Annotated in this window: 21 protein-coding genes and 1 tRNA gene; 12 read left to right on the top strand and 10 right to left on the bottom strand. The window is 42.3% G+C overall.

Translation table 11 applies throughout. The features are described from left to right. The first annotated feature begins 41 nt into the window (after positions 1–41). Positions 42–114, top strand: a tRNA-Gly gene (locus QWZ01_RS20660). 155 nt (positions 115–269) lie between these two features. Here the strand turns inward: QWZ01_RS20660 and nadB are convergent. Beyond that, positions 270–1,862, bottom strand: coding sequence for an L-aspartate oxidase (nadB, locus tag QWZ01_RS20665; protein ID WP_290326674.1), 1,593 nt, complete (start codon positions 1,860–1,862; stop codon positions 270–272). A 407-nt stretch (positions 1,863–2,269) separates the two neighbouring features. Here nadB and nadA point away from each other — a divergent pair, with 407 nt between their 5' ends. The 3 genes from nadA (at position 2,270) to QWZ01_RS20680 (ending at position 5,067) form a co-directional block, all read left to right on the top strand. Beyond that, positions 2,270–3,262 (top strand): quinolinate synthase NadA, encoded by a 993-nt coding sequence (gene nadA, locus QWZ01_RS20670; protein WP_290326676.1) that lies wholly within the window; start codon positions 2,270–2,272, stop codon positions 3,260–3,262. 322 nt (positions 3,263–3,584) lie between these two features. Further along, on the top strand, positions 3,585–4,631 hold the full coding sequence (gene thiL, locus QWZ01_RS20675) for a thiamine-phosphate kinase (protein WP_290326678.1): 1,047 nt from the start codon (positions 3,585–3,587) through the stop codon (positions 4,629–4,631). Between the two features lies 1 nt (position 4,632). Then, entirely contained in the window at positions 4,633–5,067 is a 435-nt protein-coding gene (locus QWZ01_RS20680) for a hypothetical protein (protein WP_290326680.1), read from the top strand. 149 nt (positions 5,068–5,216) lie between these two features. Here the strand turns inward: QWZ01_RS20680 and QWZ01_RS20685 are convergent, their stop codons facing one another. From QWZ01_RS20685 to QWZ01_RS20710, 6 genes are all read right to left on the bottom strand, one after another. After that, positions 5,217–6,587: a DNA recombination protein RmuC gene (locus QWZ01_RS20685; RefSeq protein ID WP_290326682.1), complete on the bottom strand. Its 1,371-nt coding sequence runs from the start codon at positions 6,585–6,587 to the stop codon at positions 5,217–5,219. A 164-nt stretch (positions 6,588–6,751) separates the two neighbouring features. Beyond that, entirely contained in the window at positions 6,752–7,006 is a 255-nt protein-coding gene (locus QWZ01_RS20690) for a hypothetical protein (RefSeq protein WP_290326684.1), read from the bottom strand. Positions 7,007–7,051: 45 nt separating this feature from the next. Next, a complete protein-coding gene (locus tag QWZ01_RS20695; protein WP_435404568.1) occupies positions 7,052–7,648 on the bottom strand; it encodes a DUF4269 domain-containing protein in 597 nt (198 codons plus the stop codon). Next, entirely contained in the window at positions 7,617–8,099 is a 483-nt protein-coding gene (locus tag QWZ01_RS20700; RefSeq protein WP_290326687.1) for a gliding motility lipoprotein GldH, read from the bottom strand. The genes QWZ01_RS20695 and QWZ01_RS20700 overlap by 32 nt, the downstream gene beginning before the upstream one ends. Then, positions 8,099–9,658 (bottom strand): regulatory iron-sulfur-containing complex subunit RicT, encoded by a 1,560-nt coding sequence (gene ricT / locus QWZ01_RS20705; protein ID WP_290326689.1) that lies wholly within the window; start codon positions 9,656–9,658, stop codon positions 8,099–8,101. Before ricT ends, QWZ01_RS20700 begins: the two co-directional genes overlap by 1 nt. 2 nt (positions 9,659–9,660) lie before the next feature. Continuing rightward, the gene (locus QWZ01_RS20710; protein WP_290326691.1) at positions 9,661–10,806 is read right to left on the bottom strand and encodes a DNA polymerase III subunit; all 1,146 of its coding nucleotides are present in this window, start codon (positions 10,804–10,806) and stop codon (positions 9,661–9,663) included. Positions 10,807–11,031: 225 nt separating this feature from the next. Here QWZ01_RS20710 and ruvX point away from each other — a divergent pair, with 225 nt between their 5' ends. Further along, complete coding sequence (ruvX, locus tag QWZ01_RS20715; protein ID WP_290327830.1) at positions 11,032–11,442, top strand: Holliday junction resolvase RuvX; 411 nt, start codon at positions 11,032–11,034, stop codon at positions 11,440–11,442. A 78-nt stretch (positions 11,443–11,520) separates the two neighbouring features. On the opposite strand, the gene QWZ01_RS20720 is transcribed toward ruvX, so the two are convergent. Further along, positions 11,521–11,943, bottom strand: coding sequence for a GxxExxY protein (locus QWZ01_RS20720; RefSeq protein WP_290326693.1), 423 nt, complete (start codon positions 11,941–11,943; stop codon positions 11,521–11,523). A 245-nt stretch (positions 11,944–12,188) separates the two neighbouring features. Between QWZ01_RS20720 and QWZ01_RS20725 the strand changes: the two genes are divergently transcribed. From QWZ01_RS20725 to QWZ01_RS20740, 4 genes are all read left to right on the top strand, one after another. Further along, the gene (locus tag QWZ01_RS20725; RefSeq protein WP_290326695.1) at positions 12,189–12,827 is read left to right on the top strand and encodes an O-methyltransferase; all 639 of its coding nucleotides are present in this window, start codon (positions 12,189–12,191) and stop codon (positions 12,825–12,827) included. A gap of 2 nt (positions 12,828–12,829) precedes the next feature. Continuing rightward, positions 12,830–13,381, top strand: a complete 552-nt coding sequence (locus QWZ01_RS20730) for a glycoside hydrolase family 73 protein (protein ID WP_290326696.1) — start codon at positions 12,830–12,832, stop codon at positions 13,379–13,381. 60 nt (positions 13,382–13,441) lie between these two features. Then, entirely contained in the window at positions 13,442–14,272 is an 831-nt protein-coding gene (locus tag QWZ01_RS20735; RefSeq protein ID WP_290326698.1) for a glucosaminidase domain-containing protein, read from the top strand. Between the two features lie 143 nt (positions 14,273–14,415). Further along, the gene (locus QWZ01_RS20740) at positions 14,416–15,216 is read left to right on the top strand and encodes a peptidase associated/transthyretin-like domain-containing protein (RefSeq protein WP_290326699.1); all 801 of its coding nucleotides are present in this window, start codon (positions 14,416–14,418) and stop codon (positions 15,214–15,216) included. Between the two features lie 14 nt (positions 15,217–15,230). Here the strand turns inward: QWZ01_RS20740 and QWZ01_RS26050 are convergent, their stop codons facing one another. Further along, positions 15,231–15,746 (bottom strand): YcxB family protein, encoded by a 516-nt coding sequence (locus QWZ01_RS26050; RefSeq protein ID WP_353959423.1) that lies wholly within the window; start codon positions 15,744–15,746, stop codon positions 15,231–15,233. A 383-nt stretch (positions 15,747–16,129) separates the two neighbouring features. Between QWZ01_RS26050 and QWZ01_RS20745 the strand changes: the two genes are divergently transcribed. Further along, positions 16,130–17,155, top strand: coding sequence for a DUF3078 domain-containing protein (locus QWZ01_RS20745; RefSeq protein ID WP_290326701.1), 1,026 nt, complete (start codon positions 16,130–16,132; stop codon positions 17,153–17,155). Positions 17,156–17,166: 11 nt separating this feature from the next. Here QWZ01_RS20745 and QWZ01_RS20750 read toward each other — a convergent pair whose 3' ends face one another. Beyond that, the gene (locus QWZ01_RS20750) at positions 17,167–18,123 is read right to left on the bottom strand and encodes a helix-turn-helix transcriptional regulator (RefSeq protein WP_290326703.1); all 957 of its coding nucleotides are present in this window, start codon (positions 18,121–18,123) and stop codon (positions 17,167–17,169) included. Between the two features lie 71 nt (positions 18,124–18,194). Between QWZ01_RS20750 and QWZ01_RS20755 the strand changes: the two genes are divergently transcribed. Next, complete coding sequence (locus tag QWZ01_RS20755) at positions 18,195–18,851, top strand: CatA-like O-acetyltransferase (protein WP_290326705.1); 657 nt, start codon at positions 18,195–18,197, stop codon at positions 18,849–18,851. Between the two features lie 19 nt (positions 18,852–18,870). Further along, on the top strand, positions 18,871–19,440 hold the full coding sequence (locus tag QWZ01_RS20760) for a DUF1543 domain-containing protein (RefSeq protein WP_290326706.1): 570 nt from the start codon (positions 18,871–18,873) through the stop codon (positions 19,438–19,440). Positions 19,441–19,492 lie beyond the last annotated feature (52 nt).

A 19,492-nucleotide genomic window follows, 5' to 3' on the forward strand; every position in this document is an offset into this window, starting at 1 on the left:
TGGATTATTGAATTTTTATTTATGTTTGAGTAGAACTAAAAGCGGAAATAGCTCAGCTGGTAGAGCATCAGTTTCCCAAACTGAAGGCCGCGGGTTCGAATCCCGTTTTCCGCTCTTTTTTAATATTTACGAAGTTTTAAAAATTTCGTAAGTATTCTTTTAGTTTGTCATTGCGAGGAGGAACGACGAAGCAATCGCGAACTATGCATATTCCTCCTTAAAGTTCGCGATTGCTACGCTACGTTCGCAATGACAACAAATTTTTATTTCTAAAACACCGTATCCTGAATTTGCTCAGCATGCTCCGGATAATCAGTAGTGTAATGTAATCCCCTGCTCTCTTTACGTAACATGGCAGATTTTACTACTATAAATGACACCTGGATCAGGTTGCGTAGTTCGCAAAGTTTAACGGATAATTTTGTCTTTTTGTAGAACTCTTCCGTCTCCTCATACAATAAACCTAAACGGCGCATAGCCCTATCCAGCCTGAAATCTGAACGTACAATACCCACATAGTCATTCATAAGTTTTTGCATTTCGCGCACGTTGTGTGTAACCAGAATATCTTCGTTAGATAACTGAACCCCTTTTTCATCCCAATCAGGTATACCTTCAGGAATTACAAAACTTTCAAACTTACCTATGGCATCCTCATAAATACGGTGCGCAAAAACCAAAGCTTCTAATAATGAGTTAGATGCCAAACGATTTGCACCATGCAGACCTGTTGACGAGCATTCGCCACAAGCATATAACCTTAATATAGATGATTGGCCAACATGGTTAACCATAATACCACCACACATATAATGACAGGCTGGCGCTACAGGTATCATATCCTTGGTCATATCTATCCCAATTTCCAAACATTTTGCATATATATTAGGGAAATGATTCAGAATATCTTTCTTACTGCGATGCCTGATATCGAGGTAAACAAAATCCTCACCCGATTTTTTAATCTCGGCATCTATCGCACGTGCCGTAATATCACGCGGAGCAAGTGACTTACGCGGATCATACTCCTGCATAAACTCCTCCCCATTGGTACGTTTTAATATACCACCAAAGCCACGAACCGCTTCGGAGATTAAAAATGAAGGATATTCGCCAGGATTATATAAAGCTGTAGGGTGGAACTGAATAAATTCCATATTACGTACCTTGCCCTTGGCACGGTATACCATGGCAATACCATCACCGGTAGCTATAGTGGGGTTGGTAGTAACCGCGTAAATATGCCCCGCCCCACCCGATGCCATTACTGTAACTTTAGAAAGGATCTTCTCAACCACATTACTTTCGGTGTTAAAAGCATATATGCCATAACACGTAATATCCTTACTTGATTTACCTACCAGCTGACCCAAATGATGCTGAGTGATCAGATCAACAGCAAAATAATGTGTTAATATCTCAATATTAGGGTTCTTATGTATCTCTTCTAATAGCGAACGCTCTATCTCCCAGCCTGTTACATCTTTATAATGTAGAACCCTGAATTCGGAATGACCACCTTCTTTAGCCAGGTCATAAAAACCCTCATTGGTTTTGTCAAAGTTGGTTCCGTAATCAATAATTTCGTTAATACGTTCCGGCCCTTCTTTAACAACGGCTTCCACAACTTCACGATCACAGAGGCCATCACCCGATATTAACGTATCTTCTATATGTTTTTCAAAAGAATCTTCTTTTTTATCCACAACCACCGCAACACCCCCCTGGGCATACTTAGTGTTTGATTCATCTTCGTTCGATTTTGTAACTATCAGAACCTTACCGTGCTTGGCGGCTTTCAGCGCAAAACTCAGTCCGGCTATGCCCGAACCTACCACCAAAAAATCAACAGATTTAGTCATAAAATGTGTATAATGTGTAAAAGTATTATGTAATGTTAATAACCGGTATAAAACCTGTTAATTCTATGTAAAGAAAAAGCTAATAATTAATCAAAATGTGGATAACCCCTATTTTTTGTGCTAATATGAATAATTTTTGAGCGACTTTTAAGGAACCAAACAGATATACCTAACATTTTACCCACCACCAAAATATTAACATAAAACTTTTTTAAATAAAATTTGATTGTCATACGAATCACAAAATCAGCCCCATATAAGTTTATAAGATGTTGATAACTGTTGATAAAATGTGAAAACTAATTAATCAGCCAAAATATTTACCGACTTTTGCACATAACTAACACACCAATAAACAATAGTTTTATTTTATATAAAAATTAGTTGTTATTAATTGAATTGTTGAAATGGATACCTTCGAAGAAATAAATGTGAAAGGATTTGCGGACGAATACATCGACCCGACACTGGATCTTTTTGATGAAATTGAGAAACTTAAAAAGGAAAAAAATGCAGTCATTTTGGCCCATTATTACCAGGAGCCTGATATTCAGGATATTGCCGATTATATTGGCGACAGCCTGGGCTTATCGCAGCAAGCTGCTAAAACAGATGCCGATGTTATTGTTTTTGCCGGAGTACACTTCATGGCCGAAACAGCCAAGATACTTTCACCAGATAAAAAAGTTTTATTGCCCGACTTGAAAGCAGGTTGCTCATTAGCTGATAGTTGTCCGCCCCATTTATTTAAAAAGTTTAAGGAAAACTATCCAGATCATCTGGTGATCACTTATGTAAACTGTACAGCCGAATTGAAAGCTTTAAGTGATATAGTTTGTACATCAAGCAATGCAGTAGCCATTGTAGAAAGTTTACCTAAAGATCAGAAGATCATATTTGGGCCCGATAAAAACCTGGGTGCCTATGTTGCTAAAAAAACAGGCCGCGATCTGGTATTGTGGAATGGAGCCTGTATGGTACACGAGATATTTTCGAGAGAAAAGATCACCAAATTGAAAGAAAGACATCCTGGTGCCAAGTTACTGGCTCACCCTGAATGTGAGGAAGTTATATTACAAATGGCCGATTATATCGGTTCAACAACCGGGATACTGAAATATGCAGGAAATCACCCTGATAAAGAATTTATAGTGGCAACCGAGGCAGGTATTTTACACCAGATGCAAAAGGAAAACCCCGATAAGGTGTTTATCCCTGCGCCGCCAAATAACAATTGTGCCTGCAATGATTGTCCGCATATGAAACGTAACACATTGGAAAAGTTATACCTGTGTTTAAAAAATGGTTCACCGGAAATTACAGTACCCGAGCATATTATTGAGCGGGCCGTAAAACCAATTGAACGCATGCTGGAAATTTCGGCACAGCTGGGATTGTAAATAGACTTGAAGAAAGACTTACGAAGTTTTAAAAACTTCGTAAGTTTAAAAAACTCCTCTCGGCATGACGGGTTTGTGATGAAGCCTTAAAATCTCAAAAAATTTTTCCGCCAAAGGCGGATATACTGGTTTTGCGAGGGGCTCGGCTAATATTTAAGCTAAAACAGCGAGGGGACCTAAAAATCCTAAAAAATTTTCCGCCGAAGGCGGAAGACATCAAGGCGTTTTTTGCGACGGCCCGAAAATTTGTAAATAATGCCATGCAGTCAGGAACTAACAATTTTCCTTATTTTTGCAGGCTAAATTTTTTTAAGAAAAAGAAATGTTTGAAAATCAAGACAGAACAAATTTAGAGGACCTGGGCGAATTTGGCCTTATTGGTCATCTTACAAAAAGTATAAAACTAACACAGCAAAGTACCATAAAAGGTGTTGGAGATGATGCTGCTGTACTTGATTTTGCCGGTAAAAAAGCACTTATCAGTACCGATATGCTGCTGGAAGGTATCCATTTCGACCTGTCATATACCCCGTTAAAGCACCTTGGCTATAAAGCTATTCAGGTAAACCTGAGTGATATTTATGCTATGAACGGTACTGCTACGCAGGTTACGGTTTCTATAGGCATGTCGAGCAAGTTTCCTTTGGAAGCTATTGAGGAATTATATCAGGGAATTTATATTGCCTGCGAAAAATATAATGTTGACCTGGTTGGCGGTGATACTACGTCGTCAAAACAAGGTTTGGTGATCAGTGTAACTTCTATTGGTTACGCCGATGAAGCTGATATTGTATACCGTAACGGGGCCGGCGAAGGAGACCTGATCTGTGTATCTGGCGATTTAGGTGGTGCTTACGTTGGTTTACAATTGCTGGAGCGCGAAAAGATGATCTATCTGGAAAATCCAAAAATTCAGCCCGACCTGGAAGGTAAGGATTATATCGTAGAACGCCAGTTAAAGCCTGAGGCCCGCAGGGATATTGTGGAGCTGTTAAAAAGCATAGATGTAAAACCAACTGCGATGATCGATGTATCTGACGGTCTGGCTTCAGAGATATTGCACATCTGCAAACAGAGCGATAAAGGCTGCAGTTTGTATGAAGAAAAAATTCCGCTCGACCCCATGACCTACGAAACGGCCCGCGAGTTTAACCTGGATCCTACCGTTTGCGCACTAAGCGGCGGCGAGGATTATGAGTTGCTGTTCACCGTTAAGCAGGCGGATTACGATAAGATCAAATTTAAAATGGATATTACCATCATTGGTCATATTACCGAGCCATCTGCAGGTTGCAACCTGATTACCAAATCCGGTAATTCGCACCCGTTAAAAGCACAAGGCTGGAACGCATTCAAAAAGGAGCAATAAAATGCTGAACTCTTTATTCAAAAAGCTATATACAAACCAGGATAGCAACAATAACGATAAACCTAAACAGGTAGTTAACGGGGTTATTTTATTGTATATAGCTTTCATACTATCCATGATTACCGACTGGCTCGATGGTATTACTGTAATGCCATTTGTTGTAGTATTTTTAATTATCAGCCTCGTAATTACCGCCACTGCCGAAGGCAAGAAATGGGCGCGTATAATTATGGTTGTACTGATAGTTTTTAATGGCCTGTCATTTTTATTTAACATTGCCCAGGTACTTAGCCATGCCCCCAAAGGTAAATTTACCAACCTGGTAATGGTATTGTATACCATAGAAATCACAACCGAAATATGGGCACTGGTACTGCTTTTTTCAAAAGCCGCCAACGTATGGTACAACCAGCCACGGCCGGAAGTTGTTGAGTAAAAGACTATTATTGAAAAGTAAGATCCTCCACCCGTCATCCTGAACTTGTTTCAGGGTCTCACATAACGGGAATCCTGCATTCAGTAAACTTAGCACGTGAGATGCCGAAATAAATTAGGCATGACGCTCAATAGTTGATTTTCATTTTCCTAATCCTCCCCTATAAACTTCTGATCAATTTGCTTATCGGCTTTGGCGCCCAGTTTTTTAATGCGCTCGGCGGTGTTAGTGAGGTTTCCGCGACCTTCGGATAGTTTATTGATAGCACTGTTGTAAGCGTTTTGGGTGTAATTGATATTTTTACCGATGCTGTCCATATCACCTAAAAAGCCGACAAACTTATCATACATATCACCGCTCAGGCGGGCTATTTCAAGCACGTTGCGGTTCTGGCGTTCCTGTTTCCACATGCTTGCGATAGTGCGCAAGGTGGCCAATAATGTCGACGGGCTAACGATCACCACTTTTTTATCCCAGGCGTAATTAAACAGTTCTCCATCCAACTGTACGGCTATACTGAATGATGATTCAATAGGCACAAACAACAGCACAAAATCGGGCGAATTGATCTTGTACAGATCATGGTATTTTTTTGACGATAACCCATTAATATGGCCACGTAAGGATTCAATATGCGCCTTGGCAAAAAGCTTGCGGTCTTCCTCGGTATCGGCATTTACCAAACGTTCATAAGCAATTAATGACACCTTAGAGTCGATCACCAGGTGTTTTTCATCGGGCAGATCAATAATCACGTCGGGCTGGTACCGGGTGCCGTCAGTGGCCTGCATGGCGGCTTGAATGCGATATTCCTGGTCGCGTACAAGGCCCGAACGTTCCAGCACACGCTCCAGTATCACTTCGCCCCAATTACCTTGTTTTTTATTATCACCTTTAAGGGCTTTGGTTAAATTTTGGGCCTCATCACTTATCTGTTTATTGAGGTCCATGAGCTGGGTAATTACACCTTTTAGGGTGTTACGCTCTGCAGCCTCCATGTTATAAACTTTCTCTACCTTATCCTCAAAAGCCTTAAGGTTTTCTTTCAGCGGATTTAGGATCATATCAAGGTTGCTGCGGTTTACATCAATAAATTCCTTCGATTTTTCTTTGAGGAGTTTTTCGGCCACGTTCTCAAACTCGCGTTGAAACTGCACACGGATCTGCTCAATCTCTACTTTTTGTTCCTGCAGTTTTTCCTGCTGCGATCTGTAGTAAGCCCGGGTACTTTCCAGATCCTGATTGGCCTGCGCCAATTGCCCGCGCTCGTATATTAACTCATCAAGCAGGCGGTTTTTTTCATCTTTTAAAAGATGAATAATGTTTTCTTTTTCATTGGCTATGACGCTGGCTTTTTCTTCGGCCCTGGCCAGCGAAATTTTGAGTTGGTCGTGTTCATTTCTAAACCGGTTTAATTCCTCGGCCGATATCAGCTCCAAAGCTTTAGGCTTCTTCAAAAACAGGAAAACCGCTATAACCAATATTACCAGCGACACGATCAATAAAATTTCACCATTCATTTTGATAAAAATATTAGTAAAATTATGATAATATTTTTAGTAATGCAAGGTGAAATGTTTGAAAACATCTTGCGCTCGATTGTAATGAGTGCTTAAAGGAAGCGAAAGACTTACGAAGTTTTTAAAACTTCGTAAGTCTTATATAAAGTGATAGTATTTAAATACTATTTGGGTTTCTTAGCGGTATCGGTTGTTGGCGCGCTTGGCGAAGCGCCGATATTACTGGTATCTGACGATCCGGGCGTTGCAGCAGCGCCACCTGCAGAAGATGACGTATGTATCAATTGCGTAGTATCGGCCGAACCGCTGTTGCCTTTGGCGGCACTGGTATCATCGGTTCGGTTGGTTTTATCGGTTCCGTTGCAGGAGCTTATAATGATACCGGCTGCTGCAAAAACCATAACAATTAACTTTTTCATAGCGATGTTTATTATTTAAACACCTGCAAATCATAATAGTTCTGATTATTTGGTTTTAAGCCCGCTAAGCAACTCGGGGTTAAGAAGAGCCTGGTATGGATTACCGCTTAATCCTAATGCTTTTGCGAAGGCAGGTTCGGTTTTATAGCCTTGTTTTTTAAGAGTGATGATCTGTTGCCTGAACGCTTCGCCATAGTGTTGCAATAGCTGATGCTCCATCAGCATGTGGCGGTAAGCATACTGCTGCCGCGAAGGTACGTACTGACCAAAAACTTCAACAGGCCAACCTTCTATAATAAAATTGATAATAACGGTTTCCTGTCCGTTGATCAATGTGTCAGCCAATTCAAAATCTTCAAAACCGCCAAAAGCTTTTGTGGCAACCATTTTAAAATTGTATTTATCGGTAAAGCAGCATATAATATCCAGATCGCTGTTTTCAATATCAATATTGATGGGGATTGTGCCGGCCAAAACAGGGTCAAAAGCCTGCAGGGTTTCCATTAACTTGTGTTTACTGAGCAAATGATATGCGGCTTGCTGCCGGGACGTACCGTTAATTAAATATTGGAGATTTTCAAACAAATGGACTGGCATTTCAGCTAAAATATTACTTCGCCTTTTCCACCCGCAAACCCACATCACTTATTTCGTGCAGGGGGTTATCGCGCATGTTTTGTTCTATTTCAAAGTGGTAGCTGCCTTTGGCGGGGAATTTATAGCCGTTTTTAAATGGTACCTGGTAGCTGTACAGGTTTCCCGTTCCGTTGCCCAGCCACTGTCCATCGTGGGTGGCCAGTTTAAGTTCGTAACGGGTAATTTTTACCTTTTTATCGGGCATGGTTTGGCTGATAAGCACAAACAGATTAGAGTATTTGTAGTTGTCGGTAACCCGCACGTTAAAATAAAGATTGTAAGGGGCCTGGTCGTCGTCAATTTTGCAATCAAACTTAACTTTATTCACGTACGACCAATTGTGATCTGTGATGGCTACGTTATTGTCAATGATCGCGTTTTTGTCTGTACAACTACCCAGCAGTATAATGCATAATGCACATACTGTTGGGTAGAATATTTTAAATGCCCGTTTCATTATTGCTGGGTATCCGGAGGGGTGTTATTGTTGCTGTTCTGGTTATTAGGCTTTGGACGATTGGGCCTGTTGCGCCTGTTATTACTTTTACCTCCTTCGCGTGGCTCGCGGTTGCCCGCTACCTGTGGCGGTTTGTTAGGGCTTCCTTCACGTGTTTCCCTGTTGCCTGCTGCCTGCGGTGCTTTGTTGGCCCCGCCTTCCTGTGGTGGGCGGTTTCCCTGTTGCTGAGGTTTATTACCTCCCTGCTGGTTTTGCGGCCTTTGCCCCTGCTGTTGCGGCGAACGGTTTGGTTGCTGAGGCTTGCCTCCTTCAGGATTGGCTTGTGCAGGTTTTTCTGCAGATGGAGCCGCACCCTGAGGCCTTGGCTGGTTAGGCTGGTTTTTTGGCCTGTTATCTGCCTGTACACCATCGGGCCTTTGGCCTTTATTACGGTTTTTGTTATTGCTTTTCTTTTTATTGTTGCGGCTGCGTTCGTCAAGGCGGGTTAGGCTATCCTGACCCACTACGTTTTCGTAGTCAAGCGCTTTTGCAGGTTGAGCTTCTACCTCTACCAGTTCTCCCAGGTCGGCAGGAATAACGCCCTCCTTATTTTGCTGCTGAATTTCTTTTACCTTGCTTATTGGCAACGGTACCCATGATTCTTCACGAGGGTAGCTAAACCACATGATCTTTTTAAATATATCCGTTTTTTGCAGGCGGGCGTCACCTTTTTCGGTCCGCAGCACGTTCACATTATCAGGGATGTATTTGAGCGCGTCCATATAGGTATCCAGCTCATAGTTTAAACAGCACTTTAGCTTACCGCATTGGCCGGCCAGTTTCAGGGTGTTTAACGAAAGATTTTGGTAACGGGCGGCCGAGGTTGATACCGTTTTAAAATCGGTTAGCCAGGTTGAGCAGCAAAGTTCGCGACCGCATGAGCCTATACCGCCAAGGCGGCTTGCTTCCTGCCTCATACCTATCTGCCTCATCTCGATACGGATGCGGAAGGTTTCGGCCATTTTTTTGATCAGCTCCCTGAAATCAACGCGGCCTTCGGCTGTGTAATAAAAGGTAGCTTTGGTTTTATCGCCCTGGTAATCCACATCACTCAGCTTCATGCTCAGGTTAAGGTCAAGGGCCAGCTTGCGCGATTTGTGCATGGTTTCCCACTCCATATCTTTGGCGGCTTTCCATTTATCCACGTCGGCAATGGTAGCTTTACGGTATATCTTTTTTACCACATCGGCTTCTTTCACGTTGCGCTTAACCATTTGCATACGCACCAGCTCGCCGGTGATAGATACGTGACCAATATCATAACCGCCGGTAGCGGCCTCAACGGCAACGAGTTCGCCGGCTTCCAGGTAAATATTGTCAGTGTTTACAAAAAACTCCTTGCGTGAGCCTTTAAATTTAACTTCAATAATTGGAAACGGCTTATAATTTGTCGGCATGTCCATGTGCGACAGCCAATCGTAAACATCTAATTTGCTGCAACCATTAGTAAGGCATGAGCCGTTACTTTTGCAGCCCGCAGGTGAGCATCCGCCACCTGTTGAACAACTTCCACATCCCATAATTAATTCGGTATATATTGACTCCCCTGAGGGATGGTTTTTACATTCAGTATTTTTATGATCTGTAAAGATACATCTAAAAATAAAATTTTAGGATTTGCATTTCTCTCTACATGATAGTGCGCTTTTTCAAGCTCGGTACTGATGTCCTGAGCTTTTGCAATACTGAGTACGCTGGTCATTTTTTGAGCTGTTTCCAGCTCCTTTGCCGGCAGGTGAACCAGGTTGCCAGCCCCCGCCATAAGCAGGCAGCACTCGCGTATAAAGCTGATGCCGTAGCGTAAAAAGTTTTTTTGATTTTCGCGGCCCATTTTGGCAAACTGATCAACAAAGGTTAAAACCTCCAGTCCCTTGTTGCTGAAACACAGGCGAAGCCATTGCACAAAAAGATTATGATAGCCTTTATTATCCTGCTGCAGCATGGTAAGAGCTTCGGTAAGGTTGCCATTGCTCAGGTAGGCTATTTCGGCAGCGGCATCCTCAGTTTGGTTATGCTCGGCAATCAGGTAATTTTTCACGTCCTCATAACCCAGCGCCGGAATTTTTACCAGTTGCGTGCGCGAAAGAATGGTGTTCAGTATCTGATCCTGGTTTTGGGCCACCAATATGAACAGCGTGTTAGGCTGTGGCTCCTCAATAATTTTTAGCAGGGCGTTACCCTCCTTGTCCAGGTACTCGGGCAACCAAAGGATCAATATTTTGTATACCGATTCAAATGGCTTAAAGCTAAGTTTTTTAATGATTTGGTGGCACTCAGCAATATTGATGTTGGCCTGTTTGTTTTCGGCATCCAGGTAACCGCGCCAGGTATCCAGACTTAGGTATGGGTTTGCGGAAACCGCTTCGCGCCATTGTTCAATAAAAGTAAGGGCGGTATCATCCTTATGTTTGGCAAAAAACGGATACGAAAAATGCAGATCGGGGTGCATCAGTTTTTCATACTTGCGGCACGATGAACATACTCCGCAGGAGTCGTCGAGCTGTTTATCTTCGCATGAAAGATACTGGGCATAGGCAATAGCAAGCGGCAGGCCTCCCGAACCCTCGGGACCTAAAAACAGCTGCGCGTGGCTTACCCGGTTCTCTGTCACCGTGTTAAGTAAACGTTGCTTTACGGCTGCCTGTCCTACTATTTGTTTAAACTGCATTTGGTGCAAAATAGCGAAATAGTTTTGAGTTATGGGTATTGAGTTTATAGAAAGTGTGATAATGACGGGTAATGAGTGTTGAGTTATGCGCTTTTACAACGGTTTTTTTAATATTGAGCTCACTTCTGTAGCTCATTGTTCAGAACTCAAAACCGTAAACCAAAAGAGGTAAGCCCGGCCAAAAAAGCTACTTTTGTAACGTATAACCCACTACTTACAACTACTATGAGAATAATGGCTTTCGATTACGGCACCAAACGCATAGGCATCGCGGTTACCGATCCTTTGCAGATCATCGCCACCGGGTTGGATACCATTCACCCGCAGTATATTGTTGACTACCTGAAAACCTACCTGCAAACCGAACAGGTGGAACGCTTTATTGTAGGCGAGCCCAAGCAAATGGATAATACACCATCGCAATCGGCCATGCATGTAAAAGGTTTTGTTACGCTGCTCACCAAAAACTTCCCCCAAATACCTATTGAAATGCTCGACGAGCGTTTTACCTCCAAAATGGCATCAGCCACCATTGCTCAAAGTGGCATGAACAAAAAACACCGCCAGAATAAAGAACTGGTTGATACCATATCTGCGGTGATACTGCTGCAGGGATGGATGGAGAAACGTTTTTGACTGTTGATTTGGGTTTGATTGAGGTGATTTCGTTGATGATTTTGCGCTGGAGATTGATGTATTTTGCTTGTTGTTTTATTAAAAGCCGTTGATTTGTTGCTTTGCTAATTTGTATTCATTAGTAACACGTTTAAATTCCAGGCTTTTTGAGCCGAAATTGATGAGCAGGCCTGTTTCCAGTTTATAAACTTCCAGATAGTTTAATACCTGGGCAAGGTGGGCGTCCTCTAATTTTGATAACGCTTTAATTTCAACCATTACTTTATCAGCAACAAGAAAATCAACCCGTCTGGTTCCAATATCAATACCATCGTAATAAATAGTCATTTCCAGTTCCCGGCTAAACATTAAATTCTGTTTTTGCATTTCAATGGCCAAAGCCCGCTGATAAATTACTTCTTGAAAACCATTACCTAATTCGGAATGAACCTTCATTGCGCAGCCAATTATTTTACCTGTCAGCTCAGAATATTTATAAGCGTTATTTACCACTTCTTTCATTTGAATAAGGACTTAGGTTTTATGTTTGATAAAACTATAAAAACCAATCAAGAATAATACAATAAAATAGCAATCAAAATACATCAATCTCCAGCGCAAAATCATCAGCGCAATCACGACCATCAATCCAAATCAACGGTTCAGACGATAAAGTGTTAAAATAAAACAAGCTAACAATCAAAAAGTTAAGTAAAAAATCAACGAAATCTGCGTAATCAACCCCATCAACGGTTTATCTTTGCCGCATGGATATTCTCCCTCATGCCTTGCTGGCATACTTAGATGACCATTGCGATCCGGAGCCTGAGGGGCTGCAAAAGCTCAACCGCGAAACGCATTTAAAAGTGCTCCGTCCGCATATGCTGTCGGGCCATTATCAGGGCCGCCTGCTCAGTTTTCTGAGCAAAATGATACAGCCAAAACTTATTCTGGAGATAGGAACCTTTACAGGCTACTCGGCAATTTGCCTGGCCGAAGGACTTGTTGAAGGAGGCATCCTCCATACCATTGAGGTGAACCGCGAAATGGAGGAGATCATTAATTCACACTTTAAATCAACACATGTTGAAAATAAAATAAAGCTGCATTTTGGCCAGGCAGAGGCCGTTATTGCTGATTTAGAGGAAGATAATTTCGATTTAGTGTTTATTGATGCCGATAAAAAGAATAATTATACTTACTTTCAATTAGTTTTTGACAAAGTACGGTCCGGAGGATTGATAATAATTGACAATGTTTTGTGGAAGGGAAAGGTTTATGGTACAGAAAAAGATACCGATACCGAGAATATCCGCAAACTAAATGACCAGATAGCTGTTGACAGCAGGATAGAAAAATTAATCCTGCCGGTACGCGACGGGCTGCTGGTTATCAGAAAAAAATAATTATGAAGAAAATCTTACTGATTACAACACTGTTGATATCAACATTTGCTGCTTCAGCACAAAAAAATACTTCACAATCATATATCGAGAAGTTCAAAGATGATGCCATTCGTATTATGCACGAAACCGGCATCCCCGCCAGTATAGTTTTAGGAGTAGCCATGCACGAATCAGGCTGCGGAAACAGCACCATAGCACAAAATTTAAATAACCAGTTTGGTGTAAAAGGCGGCGGCGGCGCGGTGTATACCAAACACAACAAAAAAGTACGCACCTCCTATAAAAAATACGATTCGGTTTTAGAATCATTTCAGGATTTTGCCCGCATCATGACCGAGCGCAAGCAGTTTAGCCACCTGGCCGATGCCTTGAACCATTACGATTATCTGGGCTGGGCCAAAGGCATACAACGCAGCGGTTATGCAAGCAGTCGCAGATGGGCATCGCAGGTATTGGGTATCATCAACAAATATGACCTCCATGATCTTGACGAGAAGCCAAGCGACTCAACCAAGCTGGCCAGCCAAACGCAATTAGCAGAAACAAAACAATAAATACGTTTATAAATCTTATTTTGGCATATTTATTAATGCCTTACGTTAAGGTTTAGCTATATGCAGAAACTATTTGCCTTATTATTTATAGCCGTAATTTGCCTGAGCTCGTGCTCATCGCGCAAAAAAGGTATCTCCGGCGGCCAGGCCCGCCGCAACAATAACAGCATCAAAAAAGGGAATGCCGATGCTGCCAACTATCAATCATACACATCGCTGGCTTATATTGACCGCTTCAAGGATATTGCCATTCAGGAAATGAACCAGAATGGTATCCCCGCAAGTATTACCTTGGCGCAGGGCTTGTTTGAATCGGGCAGCGGCAATAGCGAACTGGCCCGTTACGCCAACAACCATTTCGGCATTAAATGCACCAGCGACTGGAAAGGCCGAAGCTATTACAAAGACGATGATAATAAGAACGATTGTTTCCGGGTGTATGATAACCCGGAGGATTCTTTCCGCGATCACTCTGCTTTTTTAAAACGCAAAAACTACGCTAAGCTTTTTGAGCTTGACAGGAATGATTACGAAGGCTGGGCTCGTGGGCTTAAACAGGCCGGCTACGCCACCAACCCAAAATATCCTGAATTGCTGATTAACGTTATTGTAAAGTATAATCTTGACCAGTATGACCGCCCCGAAGGCCAGATAGCCAAAATTAAACGCGAAGACCGCGTGCTGACCCAGATCAACAACAATATTGGCAAGGCCACAACCGATAGCATCCCCCAAACCAAGCCCGACGATAAAATATACACCGTTAAAACAGGCGATACACTATACAACATATCCAAGCGTTTTGGAATAACAGTTGATGAACTAAAAGGACTAAACAGCATTCCCGACGATCATATTTCCATAGGGCAAAAGCTTGTTGTAGTGAAGTAGGGTTTTGTTGGAGCGAGTTTTTGTTGCGGGTTTTGGGTGCGAAGAGCGAAGTGTGGGTGTGGAAAAATAAAGAATGTCACCCCGTCCTCACACCCCGCTCCCCGCACTCCTCCCACCCCACCAGCTGTTAATTGTTGTTAAATATGATGCTCAGGTACTGCCGAACAGTTATTTTTGGCGCCACCATGAAAATATGGCTGCTTTTATTTTTCAGTACATTATCCTTATCTGTTTTTGCTCAGCAAAAAACGGTTGATGGTATTGTGTTTGATAAAGAGAGCAAAACACGTATTGCCAAGGTTAATGTACGGAACGCTACCACGGGCAAATCAGTTTACAATACGTTTAAAGGCGAGTTTAAAATAGAGGCCAAACCCGGCGATGTACTCATTTTTACCAAGCCCGACCATTTTGCCGATACACTGCAGCTGCAAAACAATACTTCGCTGGCCGTTTATATGAAACGCACGGCCATACAGTTGCAGGAAGTTATTGTGCGCGATACCATGTTAAACCCGCAAAAACAACTGGCAGCTACTAAAAAAGATTATACCAAAATTTATGGGTCGCTTGATAATCATGATTTGCTTTCGGTAGCGCCGGGGATGGGTGCAGGTATAGGTATTGATGCCTTGTACAATGCCTTTAGCCGTAGCGGCCGAAACGCCGAAAAGCTGCGCGAGATCATCGCGCGCGATTACAAGCAGAATGTGATAGACTATCGTTTTAACCGCACCTATGTAGGCTCCATCACCAACCTTAAAGACCAGCAGCTTACCGATTTTATGCAGCGTTACCGCCCCGGCTATTACCTGGTAACCACTGCAAGTGATTACGAGTTCATAGCATCAATAAAAGCCAACCTCAAACGGTTTTTACGCGCACCGCGCAGGTATGCCCTGCCAGTACTTGTTACCCCAAAGGCAGAAGATCTGGCCAATTAAAAAAACGGTTAAATTTACAGTGACATTGATATTTTAACTGGGAGATTTTGGGATTCCAGATACGTTTTTAACTGTTGAATGTAAAAAAGGTCTTCCTTTTTCAATTTAACAAAATTCGCGGTCATAGAGCTTTGATATAATATAAGGCAACTCTTTGTTGATTGTATTTTATAGAATGAAGCCCAATTAAATGTGGCATTAAAAGATTCCCCTGTAATTGAAAAAGTCTTTTCTGAAAAATGGTAAATAATCAATTCTTTGAAGCGTGGATTTTTTTTAAAGCCGAGATAGCATATCAAAAAAACAAATATGGGCAAATAGATTTCTACTACTAATAAAACAAGCCCAAAGGAATATAAATCAGAATTTAAAATACTGTTTTTGTGAAGAATGAAAAAAATCAGATAAGAAATTAGATAAAGTACTGTAATTATCGTCCAAGCTTTGATCCATATTTTTGAATATAAAATATTCATCTGAACACTTAAGTATTCTTTAAAAGTAAATTTATTAGAGATTGCGAACTCCATAATATTGTGAATGGTTTATAAGTTGAATTACAGGCTTAAAATACAATAATTTACATACATATTTTTTTACTGTTAAATTATGGCCGGAAACTTGATGAGTGTAATCAATCCTTCCGCTACTGCAAGCGTCCCGCTTGTAGTTTTCATGATGGTAAACATGGTTCAATACCAATTGTGCATTCCTTGGCAGGATTACCACAAGCGGGACGCTTGCGGTAGCGAAAGAATTGGGTTTTACAACAGCCTTTTTGTTCCACAAACCCCTCAATCTGCTTAATTCCGGCTCAGACAAATTCACCCCAAAAGTTCAAATTTTTAAAACTATCGGGCTCATTTTTTATTAATCTGTTATAAAAGAAGATTTTTGCTTTAATTTGTCATCTATGATAAAAACCAGACTTGCATTACTCCTACTGGTATCTACCACTCTTGGCATTTCGGCCAAAGCACAGCAAACAGACAGTTTAAAACGCGATACCGTTATTAAAATTGATACAGCACAGGTTAACAAATTTCGTATAGATTCACGCAGAAATGCCATCCCTACCCGTGTTAGGCCCGTTCAGCTTCAGCGCACACAGGTGCCGCTCAATATGCTTGATTATAAAGTGAACTATTGGAAAAAGAGCGTAACCTTCGGGCTTAACTTCAGCCAATCTGCCTTTAGCAGCAACTACAGCGCCGGTGGTGTAAGCGCGGTAGCTTTAGGAACAAACTTTATTTACCATACCGAATACAACAAAGCACCTTTTAGTTACGTGAGCGAGCTGAACCTGCTTTACGGCGTTTCAAAAAACAAGGGTCAGGGCAAACGTAAAACTAATGACCGTATATTTTTTGATAACAAGCTGGCCTCGCAATTATCAAAAGACTGGTACATTTTCGGTGCGCTCACCTTCGAGTCGCAGTTTGATAAGGGCTTTAACTATGTTGATCTGGGCAACGGACAAACACAGGCGCAGTATATTTCAAATTTCATGTCGCCGGGATATGTTACCGAATCGCTCGGTTTTGAGTACAAGCCAACCAATTATTTCGATCTGCGTTTAGGCACAGGTACGGCCCGCCAAACATTTGTTTTAGACAGAACGGTTCACCGTTTTCAAACAGATAACTACGGGGTTGATACGCTGAAAACAGTAAAGAACGACCTCGCGTTCCAGATGGTGGCCTTATTTGATAAGGATATTGCCAAAAACATCCACCTCAATACCCGTTACGCGTTATTTATCCCTTACGGCGAACAGTTAAAGTTTATCACTCATCGTGTGGATATGGTTTTATCGGCCAAAGTAAACAGGTTGATCAACGTAACCATCAACGGAACGCTGCTGTATGATAAACATACCTCGCCCGATGCCCAGGCTACAGAAGGCCTCGCGCTCGGGATGCTGTACCGCTTCCCGTAACCTATGCCGGGTTATTTTACAGAGCCCGGTGAATAACCAAAGTACTGCTTAAACGCGCGGATAAACGACGCGTCGGATTGGTAGCCTGTAATGGTGGCTACCTCGCCCACGGTATAACCACCACTCCTGATAAGGTTTAGGGCGTGCAGCATTTGCCTGTCGTGCACATAGCCAAACACTGTTGTGCCAAACAGTTTTTTAAATCCCCGTTTCAGTTTAAACTCGTTCAGCAAAAAATCGCGTGCTATGCCTTTCAGGCTCAATTCATCTAAATAATTACTGTCAAGATATTTTTTAACGGCCATTAGCTTTTCGGTATCTCCTGTGCTTATGATTTCGTAAGCGGGTGATTCAGCGCTTTGCTGATCAAGCGTAAGCAGGGTAAGTTCCGTTATTTTAGATCTGATATAGGCGTTTCGCAATGAATCGGCCACTGGCGGCCCGGTGACCAGCTTCAAGGCACTATGCTGCAACCGGCTTGTTTGTTTACTGCCGGGGAATAAAGAATAGGGCTTGTAATTTTGGCTTTGCTCCAGGATATGCTGGTAACTGCTGCCGCAATCTGAAAGTATCTCCATAAAAAACGAAGGCTTGAGCCCAATGCATACATACTCGTAATGCTGTTGCTTATGAAATATGAAAGAGCTTAGGGGATCAACACAGTTGAGCAAATTAAAGTTGCCTGTACTGAGCGAGAGGGAATTATCAATGCCCGATATATAGGCATCTGAACTGCCCATGAGCTGGAAGTGGATACTTACATGGGTGGCATCATGCATATTGCCGATGTGTAACTCATCGTTAAAACTGCCGCTAAAATGCAGTATGTTAAAGGCATCGCCCATAAGGCTTTGGGTTTGGCAGTTAAATTTATCGGAAACCCCTCCTGCAGCCCGGGTAGTTTGAAAAGACCGGGTGAAATCTCTTTTCAGTATATCGGCAAATTCTGTTCCTTCCAAATAATACATAATCCGTTTATGCTAATTTAAAATCCGTTTGGGCATCATGAAGCACCGGGCTAAAATGCAATTTGCACCCCATGGAAAATATAGGCAAATATAAGGTAGATGTGGCTGCCTGGAAGCGGGCCGCTCATTATAAGTTTTTTAAGGACTTTGAGCAGCCTTTTTTTGGCATTTGTACAACAATTGATGTAACCGGGGCTTACCATTATTGTAAAACTCGGGGCTGTTCCTTTTTTCTGTATTACCTGCATCAATCGCTTTTGGCGGCTAACAGGGTGCCTGAGTTCAGGCTAAGGATAGAGGATAATGAGGTTTACGAATACGAAAAAATAGCGGCATCGGTAACCGTATTGCGGGCCGATGAAACCTTTGGCTTTGCCTACCTGGAGCATCATGAAAACTTTGATGATTTTACATTACGGGCCAGGGCGGTAATTGATCAGGAAAAAACGGAAACAGGATTGCAGATCAGGCCGGGATATAACAGCCTTATTCACTATTCGGTACTAAGGGATATCCGCTTTAGCAGTATGCAGCACGCCCAGGCTTTAGGCTACCCGGATAGTGTTCCGAAAATAGTGTTTGGTAAAATTCATTTTAATGACAACAAGGTATGGCTCCCGGTATCTGTACACGCGCACCACGCCCTTTGTGATGGTTTGCACATGGGGAGCTTTGTGAATTATTTTGAAGAGCAAATGAATAGGGTTGTTACCGCGCAGGCTGTTTAAAGTTTGGTATTTTTGAGGCATGGCAACATTAAAGTTATTTATGATGATGCTGGGCGGCAAACCAGCCGGGCGGCACACCGAACAGCATGACATTTTTTTCGGGATAGGCGAAAGTCCCAAATCGCTGGTTAATGAAATCAACTCGTTTTGGCCCGAGGCAAAAGGGAAACTGCATGTTGACGCCTGGCGTGAGGTAACCTCGGTAAACGGGTGCCGGGTTGAAGTGATTGTTAAGGCTGGCGGCGTGAATGTAGTCAACCAGCAAAAACTGTTCTTTATTAATTTAGGCGGATACCAGGAAGGACTGTTTGATGAGCCCCATTTCAAAGTGATCACCGCGCAACCTGATAAGGCCAAAGCAATAGCTTACGCCAAAAGCACCGTGTTTTATCGTGAGGTACATTTCCCCGGTGCAGAATCACATATAGATGATAAATACGGTATCGACGTAGATGACCTTTACGAGATTGAGGAGATATTGCCCAATGATCAGAAACAAAAATACGCGCTGCAAATAGCCCCCGCCAATACTGAACTCCCGGAAGATCAGATTCACCTGGGTTATTTTAAGCTGAACGCATTGCCGTAAGGGAAATAGTATTCTACAGAAAGGCCAGACTTACGAAGTTTTTAAAACTTCG

Source organism: Mucilaginibacter aquaedulcis, from assembly GCF_030409325.1.
GTDB lineage: Bacteria > Bacteroidota > Bacteroidia > Sphingobacteriales > Sphingobacteriaceae > Mucilaginibacter > Mucilaginibacter aquaedulcis.

Bases quoted from the DNA above. Each gene is read 5' to 3' on its own strand.
- QWZ01_RS20735 (WP_290326698.1), top strand. From the start codon at position 13,442: ATGCAGAAACTATTTGCCTTATTATTTATAGCCGTAATTTGCCTGAGC.
- QWZ01_RS20685 (WP_290326682.1), bottom strand. From the start codon at position 6,587: ATGAATGGTGAAATTTTATTGATCGTGTCGCTGGTAATATTGGTTATA.
- QWZ01_RS20720 (WP_290326693.1), bottom strand. From the start codon at position 11,943: ATGAAAGAAGTGGTAAATAACGCTTATAAATATTCTGAGCTGACAGGT.
- QWZ01_RS20695 (WP_435404568.1), bottom strand. From the start codon at position 7,648: ATGTGGGTTTGCGGGTGGAAAAGGCGAAGTAATATTTTAGCTGAAATG.
- QWZ01_RS20710 (WP_290326691.1), bottom strand. From the start codon at position 10,806: ATGCAGTTTAAACAAATAGTAGGACAGGCAGCCGTAAAGCAACGTTTA.
- ricT (WP_290326689.1), bottom strand. From the start codon at position 9,658: ATGGGATGTGGAAGTTGTTCAACAGGTGGCGGATGCTCACCTGCGGGC.
- QWZ01_RS20725 (WP_290326695.1), top strand. From the start codon at position 12,189: ATGGATATTCTCCCTCATGCCTTGCTGGCATACTTAGATGACCATTGC.
- QWZ01_RS20680 (WP_290326680.1), top strand. From the start codon at position 4,633: ATGCTGAACTCTTTATTCAAAAAGCTATATACAAACCAGGATAGCAAC.
- QWZ01_RS20740 (WP_290326699.1), top strand. From the start codon at position 14,416: ATGATGCTCAGGTACTGCCGAACAGTTATTTTTGGCGCCACCATGAAA.
- ruvX (WP_290327830.1), top strand. From the start codon at position 11,032: ATGAGAATAATGGCTTTCGATTACGGCACCAAACGCATAGGCATCGCG.
- nadB (WP_290326674.1), bottom strand. From the start codon at position 1,862: ATGACTAAATCTGTTGATTTTTTGGTGGTAGGTTCGGGCATAGCCGGA.
- QWZ01_RS20755 (WP_290326705.1), top strand. From the start codon at position 18,195: ATGGAAAATATAGGCAAATATAAGGTAGATGTGGCTGCCTGGAAGCGG.
- QWZ01_RS20750 (WP_290326703.1), bottom strand. From the start codon at position 18,123: ATGTATTATTTGGAAGGAACAGAATTTGCCGATATACTGAAAAGAGAT.
- QWZ01_RS20730 (WP_290326696.1), top strand. From the start codon at position 12,830: ATGAAGAAAATCTTACTGATTACAACACTGTTGATATCAACATTTGCT.
- QWZ01_RS20690 (WP_290326684.1), bottom strand. From the start codon at position 7,006: ATGAAAAAGTTAATTGTTATGGTTTTTGCAGCAGCCGGTATCATTATA.
- QWZ01_RS20745 (WP_290326701.1), top strand. From the start codon at position 16,130: ATGATAAAAACCAGACTTGCATTACTCCTACTGGTATCTACCACTCTT.
- QWZ01_RS20700 (WP_290326687.1), bottom strand. From the start codon at position 8,099: ATGAAACGGGCATTTAAAATATTCTACCCAACAGTATGTGCATTATGC.
- nadA (WP_290326676.1), top strand. From the start codon at position 2,270: ATGGATACCTTCGAAGAAATAAATGTGAAAGGATTTGCGGACGAATAC.
- QWZ01_RS20760 (WP_290326706.1), top strand. From the start codon at position 18,871: ATGGCAACATTAAAGTTATTTATGATGATGCTGGGCGGCAAACCAGCC.
- QWZ01_RS26050 (WP_353959423.1), bottom strand. From the start codon at position 15,746: ATGGAGTTCGCAATCTCTAATAAATTTACTTTTAAAGAATACTTAAGT.
- thiL (WP_290326678.1), top strand. From the start codon at position 3,585: ATGTTTGAAAATCAAGACAGAACAAATTTAGAGGACCTGGGCGAATTT.